Annotated in this window: 11 protein-coding genes; 5 read left to right on the forward strand and 6 right to left on the reverse strand. The window is 70.8% G+C overall.

The window, feature by feature from the left end:
* Positions 1-29: 29 nt before the first annotated feature.
* Positions 30-470 carry a (deoxy)nucleoside triphosphate pyrophosphohydrolase gene (locus PKE84_RS14065; RefSeq protein ID WP_271177887.1) on the reverse strand — a complete coding sequence of 147 codons (441 nt, stop codon included), beginning with the start codon at positions 468-470 and terminating at the stop codon, positions 30-32.
* A gap of 145 nt (positions 471-615) precedes the next feature.
* Here PKE84_RS14065 and PKE84_RS14070 point away from each other — a divergent pair, with 145 nt between their 5' ends.
* The 3 genes from PKE84_RS14070 to PKE84_RS14080 are packed head-to-tail and all read left to right on the forward strand — an operon-like array spanning position 616 to position 6,032.
* Positions 616-5,136, forward strand: a complete 4,521-nt coding sequence (locus PKE84_RS14070) for a type VII secretion EssC family protein (RefSeq protein WP_271177888.1) — start codon at positions 616-618, stop codon at positions 5,134-5,136.
* A gap of 52 nt (positions 5,137-5,188) precedes the next feature.
* Complete coding sequence (locus PKE84_RS14075) at positions 5,189-5,464, forward strand: hypothetical protein (protein ID WP_271177889.1); 276 nt, start codon at positions 5,189-5,191, stop codon at positions 5,462-5,464.
* Between the two features lie 25 nt (positions 5,465-5,489).
* Positions 5,490-6,032: a cysteine hydrolase family protein gene (locus PKE84_RS14080; RefSeq protein WP_271177890.1), complete on the forward strand. Its 543-nt coding sequence runs from the start codon at positions 5,490-5,492 to the stop codon at positions 6,030-6,032.
* 33 nt (positions 6,033-6,065) lie between these two features.
* Here the strand turns inward: PKE84_RS14080 and PKE84_RS14085 are convergent, their stop codons facing one another.
* Together PKE84_RS14085 and PKE84_RS14090 are read right to left on the reverse strand one after the other, a co-directional pair.
* Positions 6,066-6,368: a DUF1905 domain-containing protein gene (locus PKE84_RS14085; RefSeq protein WP_271177891.1), complete on the reverse strand. Its 303-nt coding sequence runs from the start codon at positions 6,366-6,368 to the stop codon at positions 6,066-6,068.
* A gap of 42 nt (positions 6,369-6,410) precedes the next feature.
* Entirely contained in the window at positions 6,411-8,081 is a 1,671-nt protein-coding gene (locus PKE84_RS14090) for an esterase-like activity of phytase family protein (RefSeq protein WP_271177892.1), read from the reverse strand.
* Positions 8,082-8,326: 245 nt separating this feature from the next.
* Here PKE84_RS14090 and PKE84_RS14095 point away from each other — a divergent pair, with 245 nt between their 5' ends.
* Positions 8,327-8,950: a hypothetical protein gene (locus PKE84_RS14095; protein WP_271177893.1), complete on the forward strand. Its 624-nt coding sequence runs from the start codon at positions 8,327-8,329 to the stop codon at positions 8,948-8,950.
* A gap of 9 nt (positions 8,951-8,959) precedes the next feature.
* Here the strand turns inward: PKE84_RS14095 and PKE84_RS14100 are convergent, their stop codons facing one another.
* Together PKE84_RS14100 and PKE84_RS14105 are read right to left on the reverse strand one after the other, a co-directional pair.
* A complete protein-coding gene (locus tag PKE84_RS14100; protein WP_271177894.1) occupies positions 8,960-10,399 on the reverse strand; it encodes a lipase maturation factor family protein in 1,440 nt (479 codons plus the stop codon).
* A 54-nt stretch (positions 10,400-10,453) separates the two neighbouring features.
* Entirely contained in the window at positions 10,454-11,143 is a 690-nt protein-coding gene (locus PKE84_RS14105; RefSeq protein WP_271177895.1) for an endonuclease/exonuclease/phosphatase family protein, read from the reverse strand.
* Positions 11,144-11,274: 131 nt separating this feature from the next.
* On the opposite strand from PKE84_RS14105, the gene ligD reads away from it, so the two are divergent.
* Positions 11,275-12,294: a non-homologous end-joining DNA ligase gene (gene ligD / locus PKE84_RS14110; protein ID WP_271177896.1), complete on the forward strand. Its 1,020-nt coding sequence runs from the start codon at positions 11,275-11,277 to the stop codon at positions 12,292-12,294.
* A gap of 28 nt (positions 12,295-12,322) precedes the next feature.
* Here ligD and PKE84_RS14115 read toward each other — a convergent pair whose 3' ends face one another.
* The gene (locus PKE84_RS14115) at positions 12,323-12,970 is read right to left on the reverse strand and encodes a UdgX family uracil-DNA binding protein (RefSeq protein ID WP_271177897.1); all 648 of its coding nucleotides are present in this window, start codon (positions 12,968-12,970) and stop codon (positions 12,323-12,325) included.
* Positions 12,971-13,012 lie beyond the last annotated feature (42 nt).

Here is a 13,012-nt window from a genome sequence, read left to right on the forward strand (position 1 = left end):
TCGTTCATGCTAGCCGGGGCCGGCCGGGCTCAGCCCCGGGCGAGGAGGCGCTGCACCGCGGGCAGGTCGGGCGACGCCCAGTCCAGCGCCGCCAGCTCCGGGATGCGCACCCACTCCATGCGATCGTGGTCCGTGCTCGCCTCGGGCCGGGCATCCACGAGCTCGGCGTCGTAGCAGCTCAACGCGATCAGCCGCGTGCCGACGGCGGTGACGCTGCGGTCGAGCAGTGCGCCGACCCGGATGCCGACCCCCAGCTCTTCGCGGATCTCGCGCACCAGCGCATCCTGCGGGCTCTCGCCGGTCTCGACCTTGCCGCCGGGGAACTCCCACGTGCCTGCCGCATCCTTGCCCGGAGCGCGGCGACAGGCGAGCACACGGCCGGACGACGCGATCACGGCGCCGACGACCTCGAGCGGGCGTTCGGACGGAGCCGCAGACTGCGGGGCGGCACGATCCGATCGGGGGCTCACGCGCCCATCTTGCCCTGTCAGGGCCGTTCCGGCCGTTCGCCGGCTCGGTAGGTTCGCAATCGCCCGCCCGCAGACCGGCGCACCACGCCTGAGAAGGCGGGCGCCTCACCGTAGGCTCGCGATGCCGTTCGGGGGGAGGGCAGCGGTGAAGCTCAAGATCACGCTCGCGTCGCGCGCGACCGCGGACCGCGATGTTCTGGTGACGGCCGACGTGACCGCGACGATCGGCGATCTCGCCCGGCACCTGGCGGCGCCCGCCGAGGGTGCGATGACGCTCCGGGTCGAGTCGCCGGCAGCACGCCGGCCCCGGGTGCTGAACCCCGCCGCCCACCTGCACGAATCCAGCCTGCGCTCGGGATGCCGCGTGGAGGTCGTTCCCGTCGGCGAGCTCCGGGCCGGCGACGAACGGGATGACGCGCCGGTGGCGCTGGTCCGGGTGCTCACCGGGCCGGAGGCCGGCCGCTCGTTCCCGCTCGCCTCGGGCGCCAACCTCGTCGGACGGGATGCGGCCGCGGACGTCCACCTCGCTGCCGACCCCGAGGTGTCCCGTCGTCACGCGACGATCGTCGCCGGCGACTCGATCACGGTCACCGATCTCAACTCCGCCAACGGGGTGCTCGTCGACGGTGCCCTGGTGCAGCGTGCGATCGTGACGCCGTCGACACGGCTGCAGATCGGCGCCGGTGTGCTGACGGTGCTGCCGTTGAGCATGCCGGAGCCGTCGTCACACGTCGAGCCACCGTTCTTCCGGTCTCCGCGCGTCGAACCCGCCTACCGCGGCGCCTCGTTCACGCTCCCGGAGATCCCCGTTCCTCCCGACCCGCCTCGGCTGCCGTTGCTCGTGCTGCTCAGTCCTCTGCTTCTCGGGGCCGTCCTCTTCGCCCTGACACAGCAGGTCACCACCCTCGTCTTCGTCGCACTCTCACCGCTGATCATGCTCGGCACCTGGCTCGACAACCGGCGCCAGGGCCGACGGAGACGACGGGCGGGTCGCAGCGCCTTCGAGGCGGGGATGGCGGATGCGCGTGCGCGGTCGGAGGCCGAGCGCGAGGAGGAGGTGCGTGCACGGTGTGCAGAGTCGCCGGGCACGGCCGAGGTGGCTGCCGCGATCGGCCGGCGCGACGCGCTGCTCTGGACGCGCCGGCCGGAGCACGCGACCTTCCTCGAGGTGCGGTTCGGAGTGGGGCGGCAGGCGTCGCGGTCGAGCATCCGGCTGCCGTCGACGAACGCGGGGGACGCCGCCGATTGGGCCGCAGCGCTCGCGCTGGTCGAGGATTTTGCGGAGGTGCGTCGGGGCCCCGTCGTCGAGACCTTCGAGCGAGCCGGCGCGATCGGTGTCGCCGGCGTCGGCGCGATCGCCCGCGAAGCCGCACGTGCCCTGGTGGTGCAGCTCGCCGGCCTGCACTCGCCGGCCGACCTGGTGATCGCGGCGTTCGCCGGCGGGGATGCCGTGAATGCGTGGTCGTGGTTGAAATGGCTTCCACATGTCGACTCACCGCACAGCCCGCTGCACGCGAACGGCCTGGTGAGCGACTACGCGGCCGGCGCGGCGCTGCTCTCGGAGCTCGAGGGACTCGTCGCCGCCCGTCGCGCTGCGGGCTCTGGTCGAGCCGCGGGGGTGCGCTCCCGCCTCGATGAGGCGGCTCCGCTCGATAACGCACACGGCACCGGGGTCGACCAGCTGCCCGCCGTGCCGGCGATCGTCGTGGTCGTGAATCAGGAGGCGCCTGCCGACCGCGCGCGACTGGTGGCACTGGCGGACGAGGGGCCGGACTCCGGCGTGTTCGTGCTCTGGCTGGCGCCGGCGATCGAGGCGCTCCCCGCCGTCTGCCGCACGACCCTGGTGATCGATCCGGCGACGGCGCGGGCCGAGGTGCGTTTCGTGAGGGCGGGGCGCACCGTCGCACTGCAGAGCATCGAGTCGATCGACGACGTCGCCGCCGAGACCGCGGCCCGCAGTCTGGCGCCGGTCGCAGACACGGGCGCCCGCGTGCTCGACGAGTCGGATCTTCCGCGGAGCGTGTCGTTCGCCGAACTCTACGAGGGCGACGTGACGGGCGATCCGGCGGCGATCATCCAGCGCTGGGTGAAGAACGACAGCCTCACCCGCGGGTGGATCACGGGTGTCTCGCGCGAGGCCGGACCGCTGCGTGCCGTGGTCGGCCAGGGCGCCGCCGAGGCCTTCGCTCCCGATCTGCGCGCGCACGGGCCGCACGCCCTGGTCGGGGGAACGACGGGATCGGGCAAGAGCGAATTCCTGCAGAGCTGGATCATGGGGCTCGCGACCGAGTACTCGCCGGATCGCCTCACGTTCCTGCTCGTCGACTACAAGGGCGGCGCCGCATTCGCCGAATGCGTCGGTCTGCCGCACACGGTCGGCCTGGTCACCGACCTCACTCCGCACCTCGTGCGGCGGGCGCTCACGTCGCTCCGCGCCGAGCTGCGGCACCGCGAGCTGCTGCTGAACCGTGCCGGGGCCAAAGACCTGCTGACGCTGGAGAAGCGCAGCGATCCGGATGCCCCTCCCGTGCTCGTCATCGTCATCGACGAGTTCGCGGCTCTCGCCACCGACGTTCCGGAGTTCGTCGACGGCGTGATCGACGTGGCGCAGCGGGGGCGCTCGCTCGGTCTTCACCTGGTGATGGCCACGCAGCGGCCATCCGGCGTCATCAAGGACAGCCTGCGCGCCAATACCAACCTCAGGGTCGCCCTCCGGGTCGCCGACGAGGCGGACAGCGTGGATGTGCTGGGCGTCGCCGACGCCGCGGCGTTCGATTCCGCGGCGCCGGGGCGTGGCGCGGCCAAGCTGGGACCGGGCCGGATCGTGGACTTCCAGACCGCGTACCTCGGCGGTCGCCGCGCCTCGGCGGCCCCGGCGGCGGAGGTGCACGTTCAGGAGCTGCCGTTCGGCCCGGGTCGTCCCTGGGTCTCACCGGATGATCTCGTCCCAGCCGTCGCCGGGGACCGCGACATCGAATGCCTCGCCGATTCGATCGCCCGCGCGGCGGATGCTCGGCGGATCGAGGTGCCGCGGCGTCCGTGGCTCGATCAACTGCCGGCGACCGTGGACCTCCGCACGATTCGCTCCGCCGAGGACGGCCGGATCGCGGTGGGGATCGTGGATGAGCCGGAGACGCAGAGTCAGAGCCCCTTCGTGCTCGACCTCGATGTCGTCGGGACGGTGGCCGTGATCGGAGCAGGCGGCTCCGGCAAGAGCGCACTGCTGCGAACCGTGGCCGTCGCGGCTTCGACCGCCGCCGCCGCGCATCCGGTGGAGCTGTACGCCATCGACGCCGCGGGCGGCGCCCTCGGGATGCTCGAGGCCCTTCCGACCGTCGGCTCCGTCATCGACGGCGCAGACGTCGAGCGGATCACGCGGCTGCTCGCACGCCTCGACGCTCTGGTCACGGAGCGCTCGGCGGCCCTGGCAGCGGCGCGGGCGGCCTCGCTCGCCGACTACCGGCAGACGACGGGACAGCCCGTCCCGCGCGTCATCCTGCTGCTCGACGGATTCGACGCCTTTCGTGGCGACTTCGAGTTCCGCGACGGCGGCCGGATCTTCGACCGCCTGCTCGCGCTGGCGTCGTCCGGTCGTCGGTGCGGTGTCCATCTGGTCGTGACCGCTGACCGTGCCGGTGCGTTCCCGACCGCGCTCGCCGCGACCATCGGGGAACGGCTGGTGCTCCGGCTGGCCGGCGAGACCGAGTACAGCGTGGCCGGGGTGCCCGGTGATGTGCTGACCGACGCGCCCGCCGGGCGTCTCATCGCCGGCACGCACGAGGTGCAGATCGCCGTTCCGGGCGGGAGTGGCGACCTGGCCGCTCAGTCGGTCGCGGTCGAGGCGATCGCGGAGCGGCTGCGGGCGACTGGGGTCACCGAGGCGCCGCCGATCGAGCGTCTGGGAACGCACATCCCGGCCGGCAGCCTGCCGACGACCGTCGACGGTCGGCCGACGTTCGGGGTCGCGGACGAGAGGCTGGAGCCGATCGGGCTTCCCCTGGGTGGCCTCTTCGTCGTCACCGGCCCATTCGGCTCCGGACGCACCACAGCCGTGAAGGCTGCGGTGGGAGCGATCCGCGAGGCGCGGCCGGGCATCCCGGCCTATCTGATCACCGCCAGGCGAAGCGCCCTCGTGGATGCGGCCGACTGGACCGAGTGGTCGGGCGACGGCGACCGCGGCGGCGCTGGCGATAGCGGCGCTGGCGACCGCGACGGGGCGGAGCGACTTGCCGCCCGACTGACGGAGGAGCTCGAGCGGGCCGCAGGGGAGACGGGCCCCTGGCCGCTGATCGTGATCGAGAACGTCGGGGACTTCGACGGCCACGCCGCCGAGGGACAGGTCGCCCGGCTGATCGCAGCAGCCCGCCGCGCGGGCGTGACGGTACTGGCCGAGGCCGACACCGTCACCGCTGCCGGGGCCTGGCAGATCTACTCCGAGCTGAAGACCGCTCGCGCCGGGATCGTGCTGCAGCCGGAGGAGTCCGACGGCGTCGCGTTGTTCCGTGTTCCCTTTCCTCGGGTCTCCCGCAGCGAGTTCCCCGTGGGGCGCGGGATCCTCGTGGACGGCGGGCGACTGACCCGGGTGCAGGTGGCGTTTCCCGACATCCGCGCGGAAATGCATGCGAAGGCCGGTCATCGGCTGCGGCGCCGGAGAGCGCAACAATAGGCTGGGAGTCGCGCCGGGGGGCGCGTCATTCTCGCTCGGGGAGGGAATGCGGATGTCAGATCTGAATGTCGATGCGGCACGCCTGTCAGAGGTGTCAGCGGTCATCACGAGCCGGGCGGCGCGGGTGCGGCCCGACCCATCGATGACCGAGCGAGCCGACGGAGTCCTCGGTTCGCGCGAGGTGGCAGCCGCCCTGCGCGACGGGTCTGCGCAACAGGCCACGCGCGCCCGCGTGACGGCCGACAGCCTGGTCCGGGCCGGCGCGGCGCCGGCATCGGCGGCCCGCACGTTCCTCGCCGCTGACGCGGGTCTGGCGCGCGCCTTCTGACGAGCACCAATGCCAGGATGAGGGGGTGACCGACTCTCAGGCCCCCTCCGCTCTGCTCGTCATCGATCTGCAGCGGGGAGTGCTCGTCGACTGCTTCGACGCCGACGGCGTCGTGCGCCGCACGGCTGCTCTCGTCGACCGTGCACGGGCATCCGGGGTGCCGGTGGTGTGGGTGCAGGACGGCGTGGACTTCCCGCCCGGCACCGACGGCTGGCAGCTGGCCGCAGGGCTCGAACGGGTCGACGACGAGCCCCTGATCCACAAGAACTATCGCGACGCCTTCGTGGAGACGGAACTCGACGAGGTGCTCGAGGCGGCCGACATCGCCCGGCTCGTGATCGCGGGTGCTCAGTCGGACTACTGCGTGCGCACGACGGCCCAGAGCGCGGCCGTGCGGGGCTACGACGTGACCCTGGTGAGCGACGCGCACACCACGGCCGATGCCGAGTGGGACGGCGTGACGATCAGTGCAGAGCAGATCGTCGCCCACACCAATCGGTACTTCTCCGGCCTGCAGTATCCGGGCCAGCTCTTCGGTGTCACTGCCCACGACGTCGTGCCGCTCTGAGCTGCCGCACGAGCCCGGGGGCTAGAGCAGCGGCTAGAGCAGGGTCTCGATCCCGATCCGCACGACATCGCCGAGGCCGACGCCCTCCGCACGGCGCACCGACCCCTTGATGGCCACGGTGTAGGCACCGTCGGCCGACTCGGGGAAGATCGACGTCGACCATCGCGAGCTCCCGAGCGTCACCATCGCCTTGACGGAGCCGAATCCCGCCGGAGGATGCGGCTGGTCACGGATCTCCTGAGAGATGTCGAGTGGGAGACGCGCGAAGACCCAGAGGTCTCTGCGCGCCTCCCAACGCCACAGGTCTGCCTCGAACTCGTACCGGATGCCCGCCATACGCCCACTCTGCCGCAGACCTCCGACCTCGTACAGGCCGCGTCAGCGCGTGTAGACACCCTTCGGCGTGACGAACAGCGAGACCGTCGCCGTGCTGTTCGCGTCGCCGACCCGTGTCGTATCGATCACGAGGTACTCGCCGTCGTCCTGCTGCCCGTTCGGGAGCACCTTCGCGTGGAGCTGCCACGGTGCGGCGGCATTGGAGACACCGTCGATGCCGAAGTCGTTGTCGTTGCTGACGACGAGCGTCTTGCCGCCGTCCGTCGTCGCCACGCCCTCGACCTTGTCGTGACCGAAGAATCCACCGGTCGGATCGAGCTTGGTGACCAGGGCTCCCAGGTCGACGCCGGTCTTCTTGGCGACCGGGGTGATGCCGACCGATGCGAGGGCAGCCGTCGCACCCGCGGTGTCCGCATCTCCGACGAAGGCGTCGATGCTCCGGCTCGACGCTCCGACGAGCAGACCGCCCTTCGCCGCGTCGTAGTGGGCGCCGCTGACCGTGGAGGCCGGGCCGACATCCGTCGCCTTCGCGATGTCGATCGCGTACAGCTGCTTGAAGGCGTTCGGCTCGAACGTGCCGTCGCGCTCGTCGACGATGAAGCGCGTGTTCGAGAGCGCCGTGATCTCGCTCACCGCGCCGGCGTTCTTCTTCGGGTCGGTGAGCAGGTACAGGTATTCGTGGGTCCGGTGGTCCTTCAGACCGTACGTGACGATCCGCAGTGTCGTGACGGTGGCGGGCTTGGCCGTCAGATCGGGTGTCTGCAGGGCGGACTGCATCATCCCGACCAGCGTCGAGCCGTCCGGAGTGATCGTCAGGCCCTCCATGCCCTTGTTCGGCACGCGCATGGCCAGCTCCGCGGGCAGACCCTGGCCGAACGGCGACAGCCGCTCGAGCTGCCGGCCGTTGCGGTCGAAGTGCGTGATGAACGGTCCGTACTCGTCCGACACCCAGAACGTGCCGTCCTTGAGTGCGACAAGGCCTTCCGAGTCGTAGCCGTTGGGGCTCGCCGCAAGCGGTGCGCCGTCGAGCCCGACGATCGATTCGCCGGTGTTCGCCTGCGTGTTGACCCGGCCGTTGTACGGCGAGCCGTCGCCGGCGCGCAGCGGGATGGTGCGCTCCAGCCGGGCCTGGCCGTCGACGAGGCGGAACCGACCGATGGCGGGGTCGAAGGCCGGGAGCGGCTCGATCTTGGTGACACCGTCGGGAGCGGTCACGTTCGGACCGCGGTCGGTCAGGCCGTAGAACTCGTCCGCCGAGCCGGGCACGGGAGCCAGCGACGACCCGTACGCGCCACCGGTGATGGCGACGCCGCCGATCGTGGCGAGGGAGGGGAGATGCGTCGTGTAGAGCTTCACCGCGTCATTGACGGTATAGCTGAACGAGTCGACACCGGTGAACCCGGCCTGCGGAACGTAGCGGAAGGTGCCGTCCGCATTGAGAGCGAGGGAACCGTGGGCCGGGGTGGTGTGCGACACGATCGCGGCGGACGAGCCGTGGTCGTTGCGCAGGATGCTCGTGCGAGCATCGAACGTGCGTCCGGCGGTCAGCAGGTACGCGTCGTCGACGGCGGAAGCCGGGGACGATCCGTGGCCCGCTGACGCGCCGACGGCGGGGGACGCCGGGGCCGCGAAGGCGGCGCCGCCCGCGAACAGCGACAGGGCGACACCGCCCGCCACAACGGCGCCGACGGTGGAGGTGACGGAACGGTTCATCCGAGGTTCCTTTCGACTCACTGGTCCCAGCGGTCGCCGAGCCAGCGGGAGTCTGCTCGCCGGCGGTGGCCGGCGGACGTACACACGGTGTCCGTTACGCGCTTGTCCCCTGAACGCGGGGTGAAGTGATGGCGCGCGGCACCCAGCGCCGTGCGCACCCACGCCGCGCGGCGGACGGAACGGCCGCATCTCGGACAGAATGGTCTCAGGGCGGCGCAGTCCTCGCCGCCGCGAGAAGGAGACGGATGCGCTGGCCGAACTGGTTCCGCAAGCGGGCAGCGACGCCCCGCGTGCGCCCGTTCGACGAGGATGCGCTCACGGAGACCGCTCCACCGACCCTCGAGCAATCCGTCGAGGAGGGCATGCTCCTCGCGGACTACGCGACGAGGATGGCCGTCAAGAATCACATCGTCGTCGACACCATCCAGCAGGGCAACCCGTTCGAGCCGTCCCGGCACACGAAGCAGGCTGCTGAAATGCTCGAGGAGCTCGCCGACGAGCAGGACCAGGCCGCCGAGCGTGCGGCCGAGGCGCGACGCGCGGTCACCGGCCTGCTCGGCGACGCCATGCATCCTCACGACTATCGAGACGTCGATGTCGCCAATCTGCGGCTGCGCGAAGAGGCCGCCCATGCTCTCGCCGACGCGTTGCGCGCGCGAGCCTCCTCGGAGTCCGAATTGCTATCCATCGTGGAGCGCGCGCGTGCTGACGCGTGGCACGAGGTCGGCCAGGCGATCGAGGCATCGCTCGACGCCTTCTCCGGGGCAGAAGCGCTCAAGGCGAACTACGAGGAGGAGCGACCGGGGCGCCTCCGGCTGCTCATCGCGCGCGACCTGGCCAAGCTCGAGGAGGAGCGCGGCGGATACTGACCTGCCCGCTCAGCCGTTCAGCGCGACCGGCGCGACCAGCAGCCCCACCTCGGAGCGCACCCACCGATCCCCGGTCGCGCGTTTCTCGGCACGGGTGGTGAAGCGGTAGAGGAACATGCGGGCCCGCACGGCCCGCGGCGGCTCCCTGCCGAAGGGGGATGCGCGCAGCAGGCGCAGCGTGCGGGCATCCGCCTCGAGCAGCCGGAGCAGGAAGACCTCGAACCAGCGCGTGTCCCGTGAGCCGAGCGCGAGGAACCACATCAGCCAATCCAGTCGCAGATGGTAGGGCGCGAACTGGCGCGGGATGCGCCGCGGGTCGCCCGGTTTGCCCTTGAACGCGTACTCGCGCCATTCGGCCGTCGTGTCGTCGGGATCGTCGAGCGTGCCCTCGACGATCACCTCGTACCGCTCCTTCGTGACGCTGCCGAACGCGCCGTAGGCGTTGACCAGGTGCCAGCGGTTGAAGCTGGCGTTCATCAGCTGACGGCGCGAGAACAGGTTGCGCAGGGGCTGCCAGCTCAGCACGACCAGGAAGACCGTGACCGCTGCGGCCACGATCGCATACCAGAGCGGCACGGTCGCCGACCCGATGCCGGCAGCGTGCGCTCCGCCCGCGACGAACCCGAAGACCGGATCGCTGACCGCGCTGAAGGCCAGCACGATCGTGATGACGTTGAGCCACGCGAAGTTGCCGGTAGCCACGAGCCACAGCTGCGTGAGGATGACCACCCCCGCCGCGATGCTCGCGACAGGCTGCGGTGCGAACAGCAGCCAGGGGACGACGAGCTGTGCGAAGTGGTTGCCCAGCACCTCCACGCGGTGCCACCAGCGCGGCAGCAGGTGCGCGGTGCGGCTCAGCGGATTCGGCATCGGCTGGGTCTCGTGGTGGTAGTACAGGGCCGTGAGGTCGCGCCACGACCGGTCGCCGCGCATCTTGATCATTCCCGCGCCGAACTCGAGGCGGAAGACGAGCCAGCGCACCAGGAACACGATGGTGATCGGGGGAGCCGTGTCGTGCGCCCCGAGGAAGCCAACGGTGAAGCCTGCTTCGAGCAGCAGGCTCTCCCAGCCGAAACCGTAGAAGGTCTGGCCGACGTTGGCGATCGACAGATAGAGCAGCCACACGACGAGGAAGATCGGGACGAACACGTAGGACGGGGCTTGCTGCGGGATGCCGAGCAGGATCAGCAGGGAGAGCGCGGCGCCGGTCCAGGCGACCGCGAGCAGCAGGCGGTCGGAGTACCTCCAGCGGAACAGCGTCGGCTGCTTCGCGGCGTAGAGGCTCTGCAGGAAACGCGGAACGGGCAGGAGGCCGTGTTCACCGAGGAGGGCGGGGAACTGATTCGCGGCGGAGACGAAGGCGATGAGGTAGATCGCGGCGACCCCGCGCTGGAGGATCTCGCGCGCGATCGTGTAGTCAGCCGCCGAAAACCACCCGAGAACGTCCATCGCGCACCGCCCCGCCTACGAACGCGTCCACCATACGCCCGGGTGGAGAAGGAGTCAGGCGGCGAGCTTGGTGTCCAGGCTGATCGCGCGGTGATCGGATGCGCCGGCGGGCAGAACGTCGACGCGATCGATCTCCATACCGGTCGAGGTGACGAAGTCGAAGTAGCCCGTGAAGAACTTGTAGCGCAGATAGGTCGGCTCGGTGGTGCGCATCAGTGCGTACCCGGTGGTGATCAGGCGGCGCTCGAGTCCGCGGATGAACCACGGGTAGTTGAAGTCGCCCACCATCACGGCGGGCACGTCTTCGGCGAGCGAGCGCATTCCCGCATGCGCGGCGGCGATCTGCTTGCGGCGGAGAGAGTTGGATGCCGTCAACGGCGCCGCGTGGAACGAGCCGATGAGCACGTCCTGACCGGTCTCCCTGTCGCGGAGGTGAGCCGCGAGCAGGCGCTCGTGCGCCGGGGCGAGAACGCGGTCGTGCACCGACTTCTGCACGGCGAAGACGCGGGTCTCGACCACGTCGTAGCGGTCTTCACGCACATAGATCGCGAGGCCGAGACGGTTCGTCTTGGTGGCGTCGGCGAGCTTCAGGTGGTGCAGGCGCTCGGGAAGGGCTTCGCTGTCGCATTCCTGCAGGCACAGTGCGTCGACGTCGTGCGCCGCTGCGATATCGGCCAGTTCGTGGCCGGCGGCGTGCTTCCGCAGGTTGTAGCTGACGATTCTCAGTGGGATCCCTCTTCTCATAACGCTCGCCGTCGGTGGACGACGCGACAACATTCTGGCCCACATCGTGCCGGATGGAAGTGGGCACCACGGTTCGCACACGGAATTCACACGAGAGTCATCGCGGCGTCATGGGCGAGTACGGTGGTCGCATGGCGAGCGAAGCGGTTGTCATCACTGTCCCTGGTCCGAACGGCGACCGCGAGGTGCGCATCTCCAGCCCGAGCCGGGTGCTCTGGCCGGAGCCCGGCATCACCAAGCTCGATCTGGCGAACTACATGATCGCTGTCGGCGAGGCGTTCGTGCGAGCGAACGGCGACCGTCCGCTCTCGCTGCAGCGGTTCCCCGACGGCATCGACGGCGAGCAGTTCTTCTCGAAGAACCCGCCGAAGGGCGCACCCGACTACGTGCGGTCGGTGATGGTGGTCTACCCGAGCGCCCGGACGCATCCGCAGCTCGTGATCGACGAGCCCGCCGCCGCCGTCTGGGCCGTTCAGATGAACACCGTCGTCTTCCACCCGTGGCCGTCGCGAGCGGAGAACTCCGACAACCCCGATCAGCTGCGCATCGACCTCGACCCGCAGCCGGGCACCGACTTCGACGACGCCATCCCTGCCGCGATCGAGCTCCGGTCGGTGCTCGCGGAGGCGGGTCTCGACGCCTTCATCAAGACCTCGGGGAACCGCGGCCTGCACGTCTTCGCCCCGATCGAACCGACCCACGAGTTCCAGGATGTGCGGCACGCCGTCATCGCCGCCGCACGCGAACTCGAACGGCGGATGCCCGACGCCGTCACGACCGCGTGGTGGAAGGAGGAGCGCGGCGAGCGGATCTTCGTCGACTTCAACCAGGCCAACCGCGACCGCACGATGGCGGGGGCGTACAGCCCGCGCGCACTCGCGCACGCGCCGGTGGCCACGCCGATCACCTGGGACGAGCTCGAGTCGGTCGACCCCAAGAAGTTCACGATCGAGACGGTGCCCGCCCGGCTCGTCGAGGTCGGGGATCCATGGGAGACCTTCGGGGACGCACCCGGTCGCATCGACCAGTTGCTGGCGTGGTGGCAGCGCGACCTCGACAACGGCCTCGGCGAGCTTCCATTCCCGCCCGACTACCCCAAGATGCCGGGGGAGCCGCCGCGCGTGCAGCCCAGCCGCGCGAAGAAGGCCTGAGCGCGCTGACGGCGGGGTTTCGGGGCCGCTACAGCGAGGCGGCTTCGCGCGCGGTCACCAGGTCGCGCACGAGGGCGTCGAAGGACTCGTCCCAGCCGGCGTCGCCGCGCGTGCGGAGCAGGGCCGACGGGTGAACCGTGATCACGGCCGACGGGATGTCCGGGCCGGGCTGGGCGATCACGTGACCGCGCTCGGTCGTCACCCGCACCGGGCGGCCGAGGACGGCGCGACCGGCCGTCGCCCCGAGGCAGACCACCACGCGTGGTCGCACGGCGGCGAGCTCGGCCTCCAGCCAGGGATGACACGCGACGATGTGGGCAACGGACGGATTGTCGTGGATGCGTCGTTTGCCGCGTTCCTCCGTGTGGTGCCGGAAGTGCTTCACGGCATTGGTGAGGTACACGTCGGCACGCCGGATGCCGGCTGCGTCCAGCGCCCCGTCGAGCAGGCGCCCGGCGGGACCGACGAAGGGCTCGCCCGTGCGGTCCTCCCGGTCGCCCGGCTGCTCGCCGACGAGCATCAGCCTGGCGCGCGCCGTGCCTGCCGAGAAAACGACTTGCGTGGAGTCGCGCCAGAGCTCGCAGCCCTCGCAGTCGTGCGCCGCATCGCGCAGCCGAGTGAGGCTGAGCGTGCGGGGCACCCACTCCGCCGCCCCCGGCTGCTCGGCGTCGGTCATGGGAGCAACGCAAGCACGGAGTCGGAGTGGCCGCAAGCCCGC

The organism is Leifsonia poae, assembly GCF_027921845.1.
Taxonomy (GTDB): Bacteria; Actinomycetota; Actinomycetes; order Actinomycetales; family Microbacteriaceae; genus Leifsonia; species Leifsonia poae.

Bases quoted from the DNA above. Each gene is read 5' to 3' on its own strand.
- PKE84_RS14075 (WP_271177889.1), top strand. From the start codon at position 5,189: ATGTCAGATCTGAATGTCGATGCGGCACGCCTGTCAGAGGTGTCAGCG.
- PKE84_RS14095 (WP_271177893.1), top strand. From the start codon at position 8,327: ATGCGCTGGCCGAACTGGTTCCGCAAGCGGGCAGCGACGCCCCGCGTG.
- PKE84_RS14085 (WP_271177891.1), bottom strand. From the start codon at position 6,368: ATGGCGGGCATCCGGTACGAGTTCGAGGCAGACCTGTGGCGTTGGGAG.
- PKE84_RS14115 (WP_271177897.1), bottom strand. From the start codon at position 12,970: ATGACCGACGCCGAGCAGCCGGGGGCGGCGGAGTGGGTGCCCCGCACG.
- PKE84_RS14105 (WP_271177895.1), bottom strand. From the start codon at position 11,143: ATGAGAAGAGGGATCCCACTGAGAATCGTCAGCTACAACCTGCGGAAG.
- PKE84_RS14090 (WP_271177892.1), bottom strand. From the start codon at position 8,081: ATGAACCGTTCCGTCACCTCCACCGTCGGCGCCGTTGTGGCGGGCGGT.
- ligD (WP_271177896.1), top strand. From the start codon at position 11,275: ATGGCGAGCGAAGCGGTTGTCATCACTGTCCCTGGTCCGAACGGCGAC.
- PKE84_RS14100 (WP_271177894.1), bottom strand. From the start codon at position 10,399: ATGGACGTTCTCGGGTGGTTTTCGGCGGCTGACTACACGATCGCGCGC.